A 17731-nucleotide genomic window follows, 5' to 3' on the forward strand; every position below is an offset into this window, starting at 1 on the left:
CATCGGCCTAACTCGACAAGTTCACTGATAAAACGCCCACATTACGAATGTGGGCGTTTTTTATTGGTATAACTTTGATATAACTTACCTTTGGTTTTTAATACTCGTAACTGAAGAACTGAACCGTTCGGCGCGCAGCTTATACAAGGAAGAAACATGCCATTGCCTTCTCAACTCGTCATTCATTCACAGTCTGCCTTTGAGCAATTGTTAGAGCACCAAAGTGAAGCCATTAATGCTTGGCCTGAGCCGCTAATTGAAGACCTTAAACGCGTCTTAGGATTAAGCTGCTTTGTGGGTGATTGCTTACAACGTGACACGGTTTTATCGACGACTCTACCGGATATGTTGGAATGTGAGGAGCGTGCTGAAGGGTATCGTGGACGATTGGCTGAGCTGCTTTCTGATTGTACTGATGAAATGAGTGGTCAACGTGTGCTGCGTCAATTCCGTAATCGAGAAATGACTTACATTGCGTGGCGTGATTTCATGGGTTCATGGAAGCTAGAGCAGAGCTTAAACCATCTATCAATGTTGGCTGAGGCGATGATCTTCGAGACTTATCAATGGCAGTACGATAGTTGTTGTAAAGAGTGGGGTACACCTTGTAATGAGCAAGGTGAAGTACAGCCGATGCTGATCATTGGTATGGGTAAGCTCGGTGGTGGTGAGCTTAACTTCTCTTCTGATATCGACCTGATTTTTACCTATCCTGAAAATGGTGAAACCCAAGGTGCAAGACGCAGCATTGCAAATGCTCAGTTCTTCACACGCTTAGGGCAACGAATTATCAAGGCCCTTGATCAGCAAACCTTTGATGGATTCTGCTATCGAGTCGACATGCGCCTGCGCCCGTTTGGTGAGAGTGGCCCATTGGTGATGAGCTATGCCGCACTTGAGGACTATTACCAAGAACAAGGTCGCGACTGGGAACGCTACGCGATGGTCAAAGCGCGTGTGATGGGCAGTGAAATGTACCCTGAATACCAAGAGCTTCGTCAGATGCTTCGCCCGTTTGTATTCCGTCGCTATATCGATTTCAGTGCGATTCAATCTCTGCGCCGAATGAAGTCGATGATCAGCAGCGAAGTTCGTCGTCGCGGTTTATCAAACAACATCAAACTTGGGTCTGGTGGCATTCGCGAAGTGGAGTTTATTGCTCAAGTCTTTCAATTGATTCGAGGCGGTCGAGAGCCGAGTCTTCGTGGGCGAGGGTTACTGGAAACCTTAAACGCCATTGAGTCACTTCATCTGCTAGAGGCTGAAGAAGTCGGGCATTTGCGTGAGGCTTATCTGTTTTTACGTCGCCTAGAAAACTTGTTACAAGCAATGGCCGATAAACAAACTCAAACTCTACCGGACGGTGAGTTCGAACAATTGCAACTCGCGGTTGCCATGCAATTTGACGATTGGGATAGTTTGATTGGTGAGACTCGTACTCATATGGCGAATGTGCATACGGTGTTCGAAGCGCTTATTGGGGTTGATGAAGATGACGCCAACCCAGTTGCGAGCCATTTTAGTGAACTGTGGGATATGGCCCATAAACCGGACGTGATTGAACATGTACTGGAGCATGATATTGCGGTCGCTAGCCCACCAGAAGCGGCAAAAACCATTATTCAGTTTAAAGCTGATTTAGCAAAGAAAACCCTTGGTCCACGTGGCCGTGAAGTCCTCAATCGTTTAATGCCGAAAGTGTTTCAAGCGTTATATACCGCTAAGGATGCCGAGTTTGGTTTGTCGCGAGTACTGCATCTACTGCATAAAATCGTTACGCGCACCACTTACCTTGAACTACTCGATGAACACCCTGCCGCGTTGACTCAGTTAGTTCGCCTGTGTACCGCTAGCCCAATGATTTCGGAGCAATTAGGTCGTTACCCTATTCTGTTAGATGAACTCATCGACCCTCAGCAACTCTACAATCCAGTGCCTTTAGAGTCATATAAGACTGAATTGCGTGATTATCTGGCTCGTATCCCGGAAGACGATATGGAGCAACAGATGGAAGGTCTGCGTCAGTTTAAGCAGACTTGTATCTTAAGAATTGCTGCCGCGGATATTGCAGGAGTGTTGCCTGTGATGAAGGTCAGTGATCACCTTACCTATTTGGCCGAGGCGATAGTGGAAGCTGGCGTTAACCAAGCGTGGCTGCAAGTCTCCGCCAAATTTGGTGAGCCAACTCATATTAAAGATCGAGAAGGCCGCGGTTTTGCGGTGGTTGGGTATGGCAAGGTAGGGGGCTGGGAGCTTGGCTACAATTCCGATCTTGATATTGTATTTATGCATGACTGTCCGGTGCACATCTATACTGACGGTAAGAAAGAGATCGATGGCCGTCAATTTTATCTCAGGTTGGCCCAGCGCATTATTCATATTTTCTCAACCAGAACTGCTTCCGGAATTCTGTACGAAGTTGACACTCGCTTGCGTCCTTCAGGAGCATCCGGTTTGTTGGTGAGTCCAACCGAGGCCTTCGATGAGTATCAGCATAAAGAAGCTTGGACATGGGAGCATCAAGCCTTGACTCGTGCTCGAATGATTTATGGCGACGAGCCACTGGTCACCGCGTTTAACAAAACTCGCCATGATATTTTGTGCTTGCCACGTGATGAGGCGACGCTGAAAAAGTCGGTTGTGGATATGCGTGAGAAGATGCGCGGACATTTAGGCGGTAAAAAAGCCGACAGATTCATGCTTAAACAAGATGCGGGTGGGATTACTGATATCGAGTTTTTAGCGCAATATTTAGTCCTTCGATACAGCCACGAAAAACCGAAGCTCACGCGTTGGTGCGACAATGTTCGAATCTTTGGAAGTTTATTATCGCAAGGGATTATGGATGAGCAGCAAGGCATGGCTTTGACTCATGCGTATACGACGTTACGGGATGAAATTCATCATCGAAACTTACTCAATTTGGATGCGGATGTGGCAAACGACAAGTTTGAGAGGGAAAGAGAACATGTCGTGCAAGCATGGAAGCACTGGATGGATATCTCATTAGAGGCTGATGTAGGACACGGCTCCTAACTTTCTGCTTATTTTCTATTGTTTAGCCACTGTAATCAGTGTGCTAGACTCTGGCCAGATTTGATTTTTGGAGATCAATAATGAAACCAATTCTACCTGACTACAGTCAATCAGGTGTTCTTATTGTCGGTGACGTCATGCTTGATCGTTACTGGTATGGCCCAACTGGCCGTATTTCACCAGAAGCTCCTGTACCCGTTGTGAAAGTCGAAAATAACGAAGAGCGTCCTGGGGGAGCTGCCAATGTAGCCATGAATATCGCGTCTCTGGGTGGTCATGCGCATGTTGTGGGTTTAACCGGTAAAGATGAACCAGCCGAAGTGTTAAAAAACACCTTGGGTGCACTAAAGGTGACGTGTGATTTCGTTGAGTTGGACGATTACCCGACGATTACGAAATTGCGAGTGATGAGTCGTGGGCAGCAATTAATTCGCCTTGATTTTGAAGATAAGTTTGAAAATACAGATCCTGAACTTATTTTGTCGCGCATGGAGCAAGCGCTGCCTAATGTTCGTTCAGTTATCCTTTCTGATTACGCAAAAGGTGCTTTGGAGCATGTGCAGAGCTTTATTCAAAAAGCCCGCGCAGCACAAGTGCCGGTATTTATCGATCCGAAAGGCGCAGATTTAGAACGTTACCGTGGCGCGACTCTACTTACGCCAAATATGTCTGAGTTCGAATTAGTCGCTGGAAAGGTGAAATCGGAAGAAGATCTTATCGAGAAAGGCCTAGCTTTGATCGAAAAATATGATTTTGAAGCTTTGTTGGTCACTCGCAGCGAGCATGGAATGACATTACTTCGTAAAGGTCAGGCCCCATTCCATTTACCGACTCAAGCGAAAGAAGTGTATGACGTGACGGGTGCCGGTGATACGGTTATCTCGGTACTGGCAGCTTCCGTTGCTGCGGGTAAGCCGCTGGATGAAGCGTGTGCATTAGCGAACGCTGCTGCTGGTGTGGTTGTTGGTAAGCTTGGCACATCGACGCTGTCTACGATTGAGTTAGCGGAAGCGATTCACGGCAGCAAAGACACCGACTATGGCGTGATCTCGGAAGCGGCATTGGTTGAAGCAGTGAAACGTGCTCGTGCGAAAGGCGAGAAAGTTGTGATGACCAATGGCTGCTTCGATATTTTGCATGCAGGTCATGTCTCTTATATGAATCACGCGGCTGAGTTGGGTGATCGTTTGATCGTAGCCGTGAATACGGATGAGTCAGTGAAGCGTTTGAAAGGCCCGGGGCGTCCTGTGAACCCTACCGATCGCCGTATGGCGGTATTAGCAGGTTTAGGGGCGGTTGATTGGGTTGTCCCATTCTCTGAAGATACACCGCAACGTTTGATCTCTGAGGTATTGCCAAGCATTCTTGTGAAAGGTGGAGATTACAAGCCTGAAGAGATCGCTGGTGGTGCAGAAGTGATTGCTGCGGGTGGCGAAGTGAAAGTGCTTAACTTTGAGGATGGTTGCTCTACCACTGAAATCATCAAGGCGATTAAAGGCGGCCGCGGTTAAGCGCGCAACGTTATGATCGCTAATAAAAATGCCGCTCAATGAGCGGCATTTTTGTAACGGTAACGTGAGTAATTAAGAGTTACTTACTGGCTACTTTTAGACCTGCGTTTACATCCACAATGTCTTGTTCGCTTAGCGTACCAACGGCTTGACGAAGCTGAAGCACACTTAGGATGTAGTTGTAACGAGCATCTGAAAGGTTTTTGTTGGCATCGTATAGACGGCGCGTTGAGTCTAGTACGTCAACGATAGTACGAGTACCTACATCAAACCCCGCCTCTGTTGCTTCTAAAGCCGACTGAGCCGAAACGACAGACTGTTCGTAAGCACGTAGCGCGCCAATCGAAGCTGTGATGTTGTTGTTGAATGCACGTACGTCTTTGACAACGCTACGGTAAGTGGCTTCTAGATCTTCACTTGCTGCAACATAGTTGTATTCAGCTTGTTTGGTCAAAGACGTTGTGTTGCCACCTGTGTATAGAGGAACCACTAAGTTTAAGCCAACGTTTAGGTTGTCTGCATCGTAATCATTAGAGCTGTTTGATTGATCTGCAATAGAGTAGCTACCATCTAACGTTAAGCTTGGTAGGTGGCCAGAGCTCGCGAGAGAGATGTTATCTTTTGCTACGTCTTGAGAGATGCGTGCCGCGAGCAGCCTAAGGTTCTTTTGTTCTGCTTGTTCGACAAGGGCAGAAATGGATTCTGAAGGTTTACTTGCTGAGAAGCGGTCAGTGTCTAGAATGCTTAGGTCAGAGTGTTCTTGACCAGTAATTTCTCGCAGACCTTCGTAGTTATTAATCAGAGTATTCTCCGCTAAAACTTCGTCCGCTAAAACACCATCATACTGAGCTTGCGCATCATGCACATCAGTAATCGCTGAAAGTCCCACTTCAAAGCGCTGTTTTGTTTGTTCTAGTTGGCGAGCAACGGCGGCTTTTTCTGCTCGAACAAACTCTAGGCTATCTTGAGCTCGAAGTACTTCGAAGTATGTGGTAGCAACACGAAGGATCAGGGCCTGTTGTTCTGCAGCATAAGCAGAATCAGCCTGACGAGCTGTTTTCTCTGCGGTATCGAGCGTGAGCCATGAAGAACGTTGGTACAACTCTTGCGAAAAGTAGATCCCTGCTCCCCATTGATTGTTGTCATTATTTGTATCATTTCGCTCACCACGGTTAATGTCGTAGTTAGCTCTTAAGTCAATTTGTGGTAACAAGTCACTGCGATTTGATGTCACTGCTTCAAAAGCAGCATCACGCTGCGCTGCTGAACGAAGAAGTTGTGGATCGTTCTGTTTTGCTTGGTCGTAAACTTCAGCTAGCGTATCAGCAAAAGCTGACGAACTCAGGCTGACAATTGCTGCACTGATAAGTAGTGGAAGCAGTTTTTTCATTTTCCTATTCCTGCCTTTTATGGAATTTTCTTTAAAAGAGTTTAACCCAGTTTGGTGGTAATTCACTCGAAACTTTGCACTTTTTTACATTTAACTGTCCACTTGTGCAATATTTATTTTTTCAGGGCTTAACTTTAATTATAAATTTTATATAAAAAGTTGAACCTTATCCTTGGTAGTTAACTCGGACAATGAGTAAACTATAAAGATCACTGAGTGAGGTGCCAAATGCAACAGTATGACAAGCAACGACATGAGTTTACTCCGCAAGATGTGGAAATCGTCTCAAAAGAGACACTGTTTCGTGGTTTTTTCAAAATGGTTAAATACACATTTAAACATCGACTGTTTGAGGGAGGCTGGAGCCAACCCATAGAACGGGAGATGTTTGAGCGTGGTCATGCTGCCGCTTTGTTACCTTATGACCCTATTCGTGATGAAGTCGTAATCGTTGAACAGATCCGAGTTGGTGCTTTAGAGCACGAAAACCCATGGCAATACGAAATTGTTGCTGGGATTATTGACAGCGATGAATCGCCACAAGAGGTTGCTCGTCGTGAGGCAATGGAAGAAGCCGGGGTTGAAGTCGGATCTGTATTACCTATCACTTCGTATTACCCTTCGTCAGGGGGATGTTCAGAAAAGCTTGACGTTTTTATTGGCTGTGTTGATACAACAACAGCAAAAGGTGTACACGGTTTAGATTACGAAGGTGAAGACATTCGTGTGCAAGTGATGAGTCGTGAAGTCGCGTATCAATTAGTCAAAGACGGTGTGTTTGAAAATGGTGCCACGATCATTGCGTTACAGTGGCTACAATTGAACTACCAAGAATTACAGTCAGAGTGGATCGATTAACGTCATGCCAAATATCGCTGTCAAAAAACCGTATCATGTTGATCTTGCTGAATTGATGCGGGTTTATGAGACGAACTACGCGAAGCTTAATGCTCTGTTACCGGTCGCGCATGAGGTTGGTGACGTTCGCTGTTACCAAGCCGTTAATATGGTGTATCAATTGACAGTGAATGAGGTCACAAAATACACCACTTTAATAGATATATGTCAGAGTGATGCGATGCCAGTGTTTCCTTTGCCAAAAATGTCTGTCAGGCTATATCACGATGCTCGAGTTGCAGAAGTGTGCGCCAGTGGGGATTTTTCGCGAGTCAAAGCGAAATATGACTACCCCAACACTAAGCTTTTGCAGAAAGACGAGAAATTTCAATTGAATAAATTTCTTGGGGAATGGTTAACGTTTTGTTTAAAAACGGGTCTCAGCCGAAGCCCTATTACCTTTTAATTGAGCCTATTTAACAACACTTTTAAAGTCTAAACCGTAACGTATCTGGATTTGTTATTTTGGAATTATCACACACTTCAAAATTTGATGAGAGCACGATTAAGCTTGTTCAGCTAACGGACACGCATTTATTTGCGCCGAGCACAGGCAGCTTATTAAGCATCAACACTCAAGATAGCTTTCAGGCAGTCGTCGATGGCATTGTTAGCCAGGGCTTCAATTATGAAGCGATCTTAGCGACCGGTGATATCTCTCAAGATCACAGTGCTGAGTCGTACCAAAAATTTGAATCCGGTATTCAACCTTTAGAAAAGCCATGCTATTGGCTACCTGGTAACCATGACTTTAAGCCGAATATGAGTCGTGTTTTACCATCACCACAAATACAATGTGTTGAGCATGTTTTGCTAGGTGATAACTGGCAGATGGTGATGCTCGACTCTCAAGTGGTGGGTGTACCTCATGGGCGCCTCAGTGATCAACAACTTGATTTACTGGCACGAAAACTAACGGATTTCCCTGAGCGTAATACGCTGGTTTTACTGCATCACCATCCATTATTGGTGGGCAGTGCGTGGTTGGATCAGCATAACCTAAAAGACGCAGAACAGTTTTGGGATGTGGTGCAACAGCATACCAATGTCAAAGCGGTGCTGTGTGGGCACGTTCACCAAGACATGAATCGAGAGCATCTTGGTGTGCAAGTCATGGCAACCCCATCGACTTGTGTTCAATTCAAACCAAACTCGAACGACTTTGCGGTTGATACTTTATCTCCAGGTTGGCGAGAGCTTGAGCTACACCAAGATGGCAGCGTGACGACAAAAGTTCGTCGTCTGCCTGATGGACAATTCTTACCTGACTTTGATGCGGGTGGTTATTGATGCAGGACGTGACTCATGTTTGATTCTAATCCGCAAGCGACGAAGCCATCATTGCTTCTCTATATTCATGGTTTCAACAGTTCGTCACGTTCTCATAAAGCGAATGTGATGATTGATTACTGTGCAGAGCATCGCGCTGATATTAAGGTTATAGCGCCTCAATTGCCCAGTTTTCCTCAGCAAGCGGCGCTTTATTTGCAGCAGTTGGTGGAGCAGTATAAAGATCACTATCGGATCGCACTCGTGGGTAGCTCGTTGGGTGGTTATCTTTCAACATGGCTCAATAGCCACTATGGTTTCAAAGCGGTGGTAGTTAACCCAGCGGTAAAGCCTTACGAGTTGCTTGCGGACTATTTAGGTGAGCAAGTAAACCCATACACAGATGAACGATATGTGTTAGAAACACAACACATTGATGAACTGAAGGCGTTAGAGGTTGCGGCTCTCGCTAAGCCGAGTGACTTCTGGTTACTTCAGCAAATGGAAGACGAAGTTCTGGATTACCGACAAGCGGTAGAGAAGTACCAAGGTGCAACACAGACAGTAGAAGAGGGCGGGGATCATAGCTTTGTTGATTTTGAACGCTTCCCACAACAAATCATCACTTTTCTAAATCTTTAATCTGTTCCACTAACCAAGTAATTTTCTCTTGTTTGCCTGATATTTCATCTATCAATGGTGAAATATCATAGTTTGATGTCTTAGTTTTTGAACTAGCTTGACATCATTCCTCAGCTTCCAGACTATATTCCCCAATACTTCGCTCGTTCGCTCTACTATGAAGGTTCATAGTAATGATTTTGCTTTAGTGAAACTAGAGCCAGCGAATTGATGCAAACTTTTTGAGTAAACTCCGTATTATGACTGAACAATATAATGCAAAAGACCTCGAGGTACTTGAAGGTCTCGATCCTGTGCGACACCGCCCAGGTATGTATACCGAGACAGAAAGACCAAACCACCTTGCCCAAGAAGTCATTGACAACTCGGTCGATGAAGCTCTAGCAGGACACGCCAAGAAAATTAAAGTCGTGCTTCATGCTGATCAATCGTTAGAAGTTACCGATGACGGCCGTGGTATGCCCGTTGATATCCACCCTGAAAAAGGGATTTCGGGTGTTGAGCTGATTTTAACCAAGCTCCACTCTGGCGGTAAATTCTCAAACAACAACTACAAGTTTTCAGGTGGTTTACACGGGGTAGGTATCTCGGTCGTCAACGCACTCTCTAAACGTGTAGAAGTGACGGTTCGCCGTGATGGTCAGGTACATGAAATCGCCCTTGAGGGTGGTCATGCCGTAACAGAGCTTACAGTTACGGGGACTTGTGGCCACCGCAATACCGGTACTACCGTGCATTTCTGGCCAGATCCAAAATACTTCGATAGCTCTAAGTTCTCCGTTTTACGCCTTATTAATAACCTACGCGCTAAAGCCGTACTTTGCCCAGGTTTAGAAATTACCTTTATCGATAAGGTTGGCGGTGAAGAGCATAAATGGTTCTATGAAGATGGCCTAAAAGATTACCTTGCCGAAGGCGTAAAAGGTTATACCTTGCTGCCTGAAGAGCCTTATGTTGGCGAATTTGTTGCTGAAACAGAGATGGCGAACTGGGCGATTATTTGGCAGCCAGAAGGCGGTGATATGATCACCGAGAGTTACGTGAACTTAGTACCGACTAAGCAAGGTGGTACACACGTAAACGGGCTTCGCCAAGGCCTACTTGATGCAATGCGTGAGTTCTGTGAGTTCCGTAATCTTCTACCACGTGGCGTTAAGCTAACGGGCGACGACATCTTCGATCGCTGTTCATACGTGCTATCAGTGAAGATGCAAGATCCGCAGTTTGCCGGTCAAACAAAAGAACGTCTATCTTCTCGTCAAACCGCAGCGTTTGTATCTGGTGTGGTAAAAGATGCCTTTAGTTTGTGGTTAAATGAAAAACCACAACTGGCAGAACAGTTGGCAGAAGCTTGTATTGCGAATGCTCATCGCCGTATGCGTGCAAGCAAGAAGGTTGTGCGTAAGAAAATCGCTTCAGGCCCTGCACTACCGGGTAAACTAACAGACTGTTCGGTTCAAGATTTAAGCCGTACCGAAATCTTCTTCGTGGAAGGGGACTCGGCGGGTGGTTCTGCGAAACAAGCCCGTGATCGAGAGTTCCAAGCGGTAATGCCACTTCGCGGTAAAATCCTAAATACTTGGGAAGTGTCGGCTGACCAAGTATTAGCTTCGCAAGAGGTACACGATATTTCAGTGGCGTTGGGTATTGACCCAGATAACGATGATTTATCCGGTTTGCGTTACGGTAAGATCTGTATTCTTGCCGATGCGGACTCAGATGGTCTTCATATCGCGACGCTGCTCTGTGCGCTCTTTACTCGCCATTTTCATGCCTTGGTTGAAGCGGGTCATATCTATGTGGCAATGCCTCCTCTGTATCGCATCGATTGCGGTAAAGAGGTGTTCTATGCACTCGATGATGCTGAGAAAGATGGCGTGCTTGAGCGACTGTCGCAGAAGAAAGCCAAGATCAACGTGCAACGATTCAAAGGTCTGGGTGAAATGAACCCGCTTCAGTTGCGTGAAACCACGATGGATCCAAACACTCGCCGTCTCGTTCAATTAACGATTGATGACAACGACGCGACCAACGAGATGATGGACATGCTGCTTGGTAAGAAACGTGCAGATGATCGCCGTACATGGCTACAGACTAACGGTGATATGGCCGAGGTATAATGGATGTCTAACGAAATTACATATGATGGCGTTGAACAGTTGCCAATGCGCAAGTTCACCGAAGATGCCTATTTAAATTACTCAATGTACGTGATCATGGATCGTGCATTGCCGTATATCGGTGATGGCTTGAAGCCAGTACAGCGTCGCATTATCTACGCGATGTCTGAGCTGGGCTTATCGGCTGCATCGAAATACAAAAAATCGGCGCGTACCGTTGGTGACGTATTAGGTAAGTATCACCCACACGGTGATTCTGCTTGTTACGAAGCGATGGTACTGATGGCGCAGCCTTTCTCTTACCGCTACCCATTGGTGGATGGTCAAGGTAACTGGGGGGCGCCGGATGACCCGAAATCGTTCGCGGCGATGCGTTATACCGAAGCGAAATTATCTAAGTTTGCTGAGGTTCTTCTAGGTGAACTAGGTCAAGGTACTGTTGATTGGCAACCTAACTTTGATGGCACGATGAAAGAGCCGCAAATGTTGCCAGCTCGTCTGCCTCATATCCTGCTTAACGGTATCACTGGTATCGCGGTAGGTATGGCGACCGATATTCCACCACACAACGTGCGTGAAGTCGCTAATGCAGCCATTCACCTCATTGATACGCCTAAGTCTGAGCTTTCAGACGTGATGGGTTTCATTCAAGGTCCAGATTACCCGACAGAAGCTGAGATTATCTCTCCGAAATCGGACATCGAAAAGATCTACCGTACTGGACGTGGCAGTATCAAGATGCGCGCGGTTTGGCACAAGGAAGGCTCTGATATTGTTATCACGGCTTTACCTCATCAAGTGTCAGGTGCGAAGTTACTTGAGCAAATCGCCAACCAAATGCGCGCTAAAAAGCTGCCAATGGTTGACGATTTGCGTGATGAGTCTGATCATGAGAACCCAACGCGTATCGTCGTGGTGCCTCGTTCAAATCGTATCGACTGTGACCAATTGATGAGTCACCTGTTCGCGTCGACGGATCTAGAGAAAAACTTCCGCGTTAACTTGAACATGATTGGTTTAGATAACCGTCCTCAAGTGAAAGGCTTAGTTCAAATCCTGAAAGAGTGGATTGAGTTCCGTCGTACAACGGTTCGCCGCCGTTTGCAGTACCGTTTAGATAAAGTACTGGCACGTTTGCACATCTTAGAAGGTTTGCTTGCTGCTTATCTTAATATCGATGAAGTGATTGAGATCATTCGTACAGAAGACGAACCCTGTCCTGTCCTAATGAGCCGTTTCAACATTTCTGAAATTCAAGCCAATGCGATTCTTGATATTAAACTTCGTAACTTAGCTAAGTTAGAAGAGTTTAAAATCCGAGCGGAACAAGAAGAGCTTGAAGCTGAACGTGAAAAGCTTGAAAAGCTACTCGGTTCAGAGCGTCGCTTAAATACGCTGATCAAAAAAGAGATCCAAGCCGATGCGGATAAATACGGCGATGATCGTCGTTCACCTCTGATTGAGCGTGCTGAAGCGAAAGCGCTAACAGAGCGTGACTTAGTACCAAGCGAACCGATTACGGTTGTATTGTCTGATAAGGGGTGGATTCGTCATGCTAAAGGGCATGAGGTTGACGCCGAAGGCTTGAACTATAAATCGGGTGATAAATTCTTAGCCTGTGCTAAGGGTAAGAGTAACCAGCAAGCGGTGTTCCTTGGCAGTGATGGCCGTAGTTACTCCCTTGAATCTCACTCATTACCGTCGGCTCGTAGCCAAGGTGAGCCGATTACAGGGCGCTTAAATGTGAGCCCGGGCAGTTCGATTCGCCAAGTGGTGATGGGAGAGGATGAACAGCTATGGTTAGTTGGTTCTGATGCTGGATACGGTTTTGTTTGTAAAGGCAGTGATTTGTTGTCGAAGAACAAGAGCGGTAAAGCGTTGGTTAACTTACCACCATCTTCAGAAATCATGCTGCCAAGCCCAATAGCTGACCTTGAAAGTAACCAGATTTTGGCGATTACTAACCAAGGTCGTATGTTGTTGTTTCCAATTAAAGATCTGCCGCAGCTTAGCAAGGGTAAAGGCAACAAGATCATCAACATCCCTTCTGCGAAAGCAAAAGCGCGCGAAGAGTTTGTCTCGCATCTCATGGCTATCCCAGACAATGCGACGCTGACGATCTATGCCGGTAAACGTAAGCTAGGTTTGAAACCGACGGATCTTGAAAACTTCCGTGGTGAACGTGGTCGTCGTGGTGGCTTACTGCCGAGAGGGTTACAACGAGTGACCCGTATTGATATCGATGAACCAAGCGAATCTTAGTGTGATAGCTTGCTCTGAGCGATAAAAGAAAACCCAGCCTGAGAGCTGGGTTTTTTGTGTTTATATTTCTATTAGCTTGGGTCTACCACTGTGTAATATCGAGTTACAGGCGAGTATCTTCAGCGATCGTTACCTTGAGAGTTTTATTTTTTCCTTGGCGTAATATACCCACATCGATCACCGTGCCTGGTCGCAGATCAGTAACGATGTCCATGACACTTTGACGGCCATTCACCTGAGTATTGTTGATGCTAACAATAATATCTTGGGCCTCAAAACCAGCGCCAGCTGCTGGGCCATTAGGATCAATACCTAACACAACAATGCCACCAATATTTTTATTACCAAGCAAGCGTGATGTTACTGAGTTGATGTCTTGGCCATCAATACCAATATAACCACGAATCACACGACCATCTGCGATGATCTTCTGCATGATTTTATTGGCTAGTGGGTAGGGTATAGCAAACGATATGCCGTAGGTTTCCATATCAGTGGCTTGTTGGAAAGATGCGGTATTGATGCCAACCAGTTCGCCTTGTGAATTGACGAGAGCGCCTCCTGAGTTACCTTCATTAATCGCGGCATCGGTTTGGATAAAGGCTTGATGGCCATCAGCACTGATCGAAGAGCGCCCTGTTGCTGAGATAATCCCAAAAGTTGTCGTTTGGCCTAGGTTATAGGGATTGCCGATAGCCAGTACTACATCACCAACATTCGCTTTGTAATCGGGATTTAATGGGATAACGGGTAAGTTGTCGCCGCTAACTCTAAGTATCGCGATATCGGTGCGTTTGTCTGAGCCGACCAGTTGTGCTGCTGCTATTCGGCCATCTTGAAGTGCTACTACAATTTGGTCGGCTTGAGCAACGACATGAAAGTTGGTAATGATATAGCCTTTTTCGCTGACAATAACCCCAGATCCTAGCCCTTGAGTCAGCAGCTTATTACGTTCGCCTTCTGCGTATTTTCGGCTATAAATATTTACAACGGCAGGTGCTGCGCGGCGTACCGCTTGGTTAAATGAAATCTGAAGAGAGGCGATATTATCGACTTTAGGGGTTGTGGCATCGGAAACAATCGCCGGTCTTAAACTCGGAAATGCGAGAAGAATAAGCGCCGCTGAAACGAGCCCAAGGGAAATAGAACGGAATATAAAGGACAGCATGTTTCCCTCTTCAATAGGCATGGTGTGAAGCCTCCGTTAGTGGATGGCTTGATTACAAGTGAAGCATAGCATCTTGATACATTTAAATAAAAGGGAGGCTAAGTTAGTTTCAAGCTAACTTTTTTAGCCCTCCCTCGGCTTATTTGAATTCCATGTTAGCGAATCACCAGATAGATCGTTCTATCGTCTCGTTGGATATTTAATGCCAAAACACCAGGCTGTTTCTCTAAAATGTCTCTAAACTGTGCAAGGTTCTTAACTGGCTGACGGTTTACCCCGATGATAATGTCACCTTTCAATAGTTGGTAGGCTTCTGCTGGTGAGTCTTTCGCCACATTCGACACTTTGACACCTGTGACTTTATCGCTGTCGGTTGTGTTGGTTAACTCAGCGCCGGCTAGTCCTTTATGGAGTTTCGCTGCTTGCGTCTTGCTATTGGTCGATTCACCTAACGTGACATCAAAGGCTTTATTTTTTCCGTCGCGAACAACGCCCAGTTCGATCTGTTTACCTGCGCCGAGAGTGGCGACCTTAGCTCTTAACTCGCTGAAGGTATCAATGCGCTTGCCATTAATAGAGACAATAATGTCACCCGCTTTTAATCCAGCATCATCGGCTGCACTGTCAGGGACGACTTGGCTAACGAAGGCACCTTTGCTTGATTCATAACCGAGTGCTTCTGCTAATTCAGAGGTAATTTCTCCACCTTGAACGCCGAGCATCCCCCGTTTGACTTCACCAAAATCGAGAATTTGTTCTGTCAGATTTTTCACCATATTCGATGGAATCGCAAAACCGATACCCACATTGCCGCCATTAGGGCCCAGAATAGCCGTGTTAATACCGATCAGCTCACCGTTAAGGTTTACTAACGCACCACCAGAGTTACCACTATTGATAGCGGCATCGGTTTGAATGAAGTTTTCAAAGTTCTCTAAGTTTAATCCGCTACGCCCCAATGCTGAAACGATACCGGATGTCACGGTTTGACCGAGTCCAAATGGGTTGCCGATAGCGACACTAAAATCACCGACGCGTAATTGATCGGAATCTGCGATTTTTATTTGGATTAAGTTTTTGGCTTTTTCTAACTTCAGTAGAGCGATATCAGACATCTGGTCACCACCAATGAGCTCGGCATTGTATTCTCGACCATCATAAAGTTTTACTTTGATATCATCGGCACCGTTAATAACATGGTAGTTAGTCACGATATAACCTTTTTAGCATCAATAATGACACCAGACCCTAAACCACGGAATGGTCGTTCTTGTGTTTGCTCTGGACCAAAAAAGAATTGAAATTGTTCAGGAATTTGCTGACGTTGTACCTGTTTGCCTTCTACAGCAATACTAACTACAGCGGGAGTCACTTGTTCAAGCATTGGAGCTAAGCTAGGTAATGGTTCACTGCCTAAACTTAATGGTAGTGCAGCGGTTGCTTGAATGGGGGTGATGAGCGAGCTTAGGCTTAAAGTCAGTACCGATAAAGCAAGCAAAGGTTTTTTCATCATAAATGCCTCTCTAGTTAGGGTCTTCTTTTCATATCGGTTGGAGATATGAGAATTTTCAAATGACCTGAGTGACAGTTATGACTCAAAAACCTTTGTAAAGTTCACTGAAGTGTTAAATGTTTACGACGCTTTTGCTGTAACGACATCCGGAGCGCCCATGATTTCTTTCTTCTGCTCTTTAAACAGGCCTGTTGCACCATTAGCGTAATCTTTAGGTGGTTCCTCAAGTGAGGTCTCTTTCGTTGAAGGCTTATCTTGCAGCTTGTCTGAGTGGGCTGCCGCTGTTTTCACAAATGGGTTATCTTGCTCAGGTAGGTTAGGAATGAGCTCCGAGCTTGTTTTTTCCATGTGTTGATACAGTTTTGTATAGTCTTTTCCTAGTGTGTCCAACATTTCTGCGGATTTCGCAAAGTGGTCGGCGAGCTCTTGCCGCTGTTGCTCAAGAGCAAACTTTGCGCTGTCTAATTCTTTCTGTACGTTCTTTTGTTTTTTGTATTCAGGTGTCATGAGACGAGAGATAGCGACCCCTAAAATAACTCCAACGAGTAAACCGACAACGGCATACATCCAAGGCATAACAGCTCCTTATTATTGTTTTTTAACATGTTTGTTACTGCTTAGTTACACGTGATACAGCTCCATGGTACTATGAGAAAGCGACAGTATAAAGATAAATGCGTGTGCGCTACATAGCAGTTTAATGCTGCATTATTCGTCGCATAATGTCACGTCTCTTGCTGTTTGAGCTTAATTTACTCGCTGTCTGATATCGCTTTCATTGTGGAAATGCCATCATGAACCCCATCAAAAAATACGAACAAGATATAAAAGAATATGGATTTCAAAGAGATCCAGCGCAAGAGCAAGCCGTTAAATCTTTAGATGAGCTTTTTTATCAGTTCCAAGATTACCTGAACACTCCGGTTCCTCCGTTGACTCGATTTCAGAAGCTTCTTGGCAAAAAACACCCAATCCCCAAGCCACCTAAAGGTCTCTATTTCTGGGGGGGAGTCGGGCGCGGCAAAACTTATCTAATGGATACGTTCTGCGATGCCTTACCGACCACTAAAAAAATGCGCGTACACTTTCATCGTTTTATGTATCGCGTGCATGACGAGTTAAAGGCATTAGGTCATGTCAGCGATCCGCTGCCTTTGGTGGCCGACAAGTTAAAAGAAGAAGCGGATATGATCTGTTTCGATGAATTTTTTGTTTCGGACATTACAGATGCAATGATCTTAGGGACTTTGTTCCAAGCGCTATTCGAACGGAATATTATTTTGGTGGCAACGTCAAATATTCCACCGGAAGATTTATATCGAAATGGTTTACAGCGTGCGCGTTTCTTACCGGCAATTAAGCTCATTCAAGACAACTGTCATATTCTCAATGTGGATAACGGGATTGATTATCGATTGCGGACGTTAGAACAAGCAGAGATCTATCATTACCCGTTAGATAACCAAGCGAAGATAAATCTTGAAAAATATTACGTACAACTGGTGGGGGACGATAAACCGAAGTTGCAGAAGATAGAGGTTAATCATCGTCAATTAGAGGTCGTTGAAGCCAGTGATGGAGTGCTCTATGGCACCTTTGCTCAGCTTTGTCAGTCAGCCCGTAGTCAGAATGATTATATTGAGCTATCTCGAGTGTATCACACGGTTTTGTTGGCGGATGTTTTGCAAATGGACGCGACCTCCGACGATGCTGCAAGACGTTTTATTGCATTAGTCGATGAGTTCTATGAGCGCAATGTAAAATTGATAATCTCAGCAGAGGTTGAGCTTATCAATTTATACGGCAATGGTCGATTAGAGTTTGAATTTAAGCGTTGTCAGTCGCGCTTAATCGAAATGCAGAGTCATGAATATTTGGCAAAAGAGCATTTAAGTTAGCTTTGATTATCGCGAATAAGAAAGG

General features: G+C 45.4%; 12 protein-coding genes and 1 pseudogene. 9 read left to right on the forward strand and 4 right to left on the reverse strand.

What is annotated here, in order from left to right; translation table 11 throughout:
- Window positions 1-156 precede the first annotated feature (156 nt).
- Both glnE and hldE read left to right on the forward strand, forming a co-directional pair.
- Complete coding sequence (gene glnE / locus OCU36_RS02075) at window positions 157-3036, forward strand: bifunctional [glutamate--ammonia ligase]-adenylyl-L-tyrosine phosphorylase/[glutamate--ammonia-ligase] adenylyltransferase (protein ID WP_261838826.1); 2880 nt, start codon at window positions 157-159, stop codon at window positions 3034-3036.
- Between the two features lie 80 nt (window positions 3037-3116).
- Window positions 3117-4547, forward strand: a complete 1431-nt coding sequence (gene hldE, locus OCU36_RS02080) for a bifunctional D-glycero-beta-D-manno-heptose-7-phosphate kinase/D-glycero-beta-D-manno-heptose 1-phosphate adenylyltransferase HldE (RefSeq protein ID WP_261838827.1) — start codon at window positions 3117-3119, stop codon at window positions 4545-4547.
- Window positions 4548-4626: 79 nt separating this feature from the next.
- Here hldE and tolC read toward each other — a convergent pair whose 3' ends face one another.
- Window positions 4627-5937: an outer membrane channel protein TolC gene (gene tolC / locus OCU36_RS02085; RefSeq protein ID WP_261838828.1), complete on the reverse strand. Its 1311-nt coding sequence runs from the start codon at window positions 5935-5937 to the stop codon at window positions 4627-4629.
- Window positions 5938-6165: 228 nt separating this feature from the next.
- On the opposite strand from tolC, the gene nudF reads away from it, so the two are divergent.
- The 6 genes from nudF to parC all read left to right on the forward strand — a co-directional run bounded on the left by nudF (window position 6166) and on the right by parC (window position 13127).
- Window positions 6166-6795, forward strand: a complete 630-nt coding sequence (gene nudF / locus OCU36_RS02090; protein ID WP_261838829.1) for an ADP-ribose diphosphatase — start codon at window positions 6166-6168, stop codon at window positions 6793-6795.
- Window positions 6796-6799: 4 nt separating this feature from the next.
- The gene (locus tag OCU36_RS02095; protein WP_261838830.1) at window positions 6800-7240 is read left to right on the forward strand and encodes a DUF1249 family protein; all 441 of its coding nucleotides are present in this window, start codon (window positions 6800-6802) and stop codon (window positions 7238-7240) included.
- A 59-nt stretch (window positions 7241-7299) separates the two neighbouring features.
- A complete protein-coding gene (gene cpdA / locus OCU36_RS02100) occupies window positions 7300-8124 on the forward strand; it encodes a 3',5'-cyclic-AMP phosphodiesterase (protein ID WP_261838831.1) in 825 nt (274 codons plus the stop codon).
- A gap of 15 nt (window positions 8125-8139) precedes the next feature.
- On the forward strand, window positions 8140-8745 hold the full coding sequence (yqiA, locus tag OCU36_RS02105; RefSeq protein WP_261838832.1) for an esterase YqiA: 606 nt from the start codon (window positions 8140-8142) through the stop codon (window positions 8743-8745).
- Window positions 8746-8984: 239 nt separating this feature from the next.
- On the forward strand, window positions 8985-10865 hold the full coding sequence (gene parE, locus OCU36_RS02110; RefSeq protein WP_261838833.1) for a DNA topoisomerase IV subunit B: 1881 nt from the start codon (window positions 8985-8987) through the stop codon (window positions 10863-10865).
- Window positions 10866-10868: 3 nt separating this feature from the next.
- Complete coding sequence (parC, locus tag OCU36_RS02115) at window positions 10869-13127, forward strand: DNA topoisomerase IV subunit A (RefSeq protein ID WP_261838834.1); 2259 nt, start codon at window positions 10869-10871, stop codon at window positions 13125-13127.
- A gap of 103 nt (window positions 13128-13230) precedes the next feature.
- On the opposite strand, the gene degS is transcribed toward parC, so the two are convergent.
- The 3 genes and pseudogenes from degS to zapG all read right to left on the reverse strand — a co-directional run bounded on the left by degS (window position 13231) and on the right by zapG (window position 16384).
- Window positions 13231-14295: an outer membrane-stress sensor serine endopeptidase DegS gene (gene degS / locus OCU36_RS02120; RefSeq protein ID WP_261839671.1), complete on the reverse strand. Its 1065-nt coding sequence runs from the start codon at window positions 14293-14295 to the stop codon at window positions 13231-13233.
- Between the two features lie 155 nt (window positions 14296-14450).
- A pseudogene (locus OCU36_RS02125) lies at window positions 14451-15805 on the reverse strand (DegQ family serine endoprotease).
- 123 nt (window positions 15806-15928) lie between these two features.
- The gene (gene zapG / locus OCU36_RS02130) at window positions 15929-16384 is read right to left on the reverse strand and encodes a Z-ring associated protein ZapG (protein ID WP_261838835.1); all 456 of its coding nucleotides are present in this window, start codon (window positions 16382-16384) and stop codon (window positions 15929-15931) included.
- A gap of 218 nt (window positions 16385-16602) precedes the next feature.
- Here zapG and zapE point away from each other — a divergent pair, with 218 nt between their 5' ends.
- Window positions 16603-17706: a cell division protein ZapE gene (gene zapE, locus OCU36_RS02135; RefSeq protein ID WP_261838836.1), complete on the forward strand. Its 1104-nt coding sequence runs from the start codon at window positions 16603-16605 to the stop codon at window positions 17704-17706.
- The last annotated feature ends 25 nt before the right edge of the window (window positions 17707-17731 follow it).

Origin of the sequence: Vibrio artabrorum, assembly GCF_024347295.1 — a bacterium.
GTDB lineage: Bacteria > Pseudomonadota > Gammaproteobacteria > Enterobacterales > Vibrionaceae > Vibrio > Vibrio artabrorum.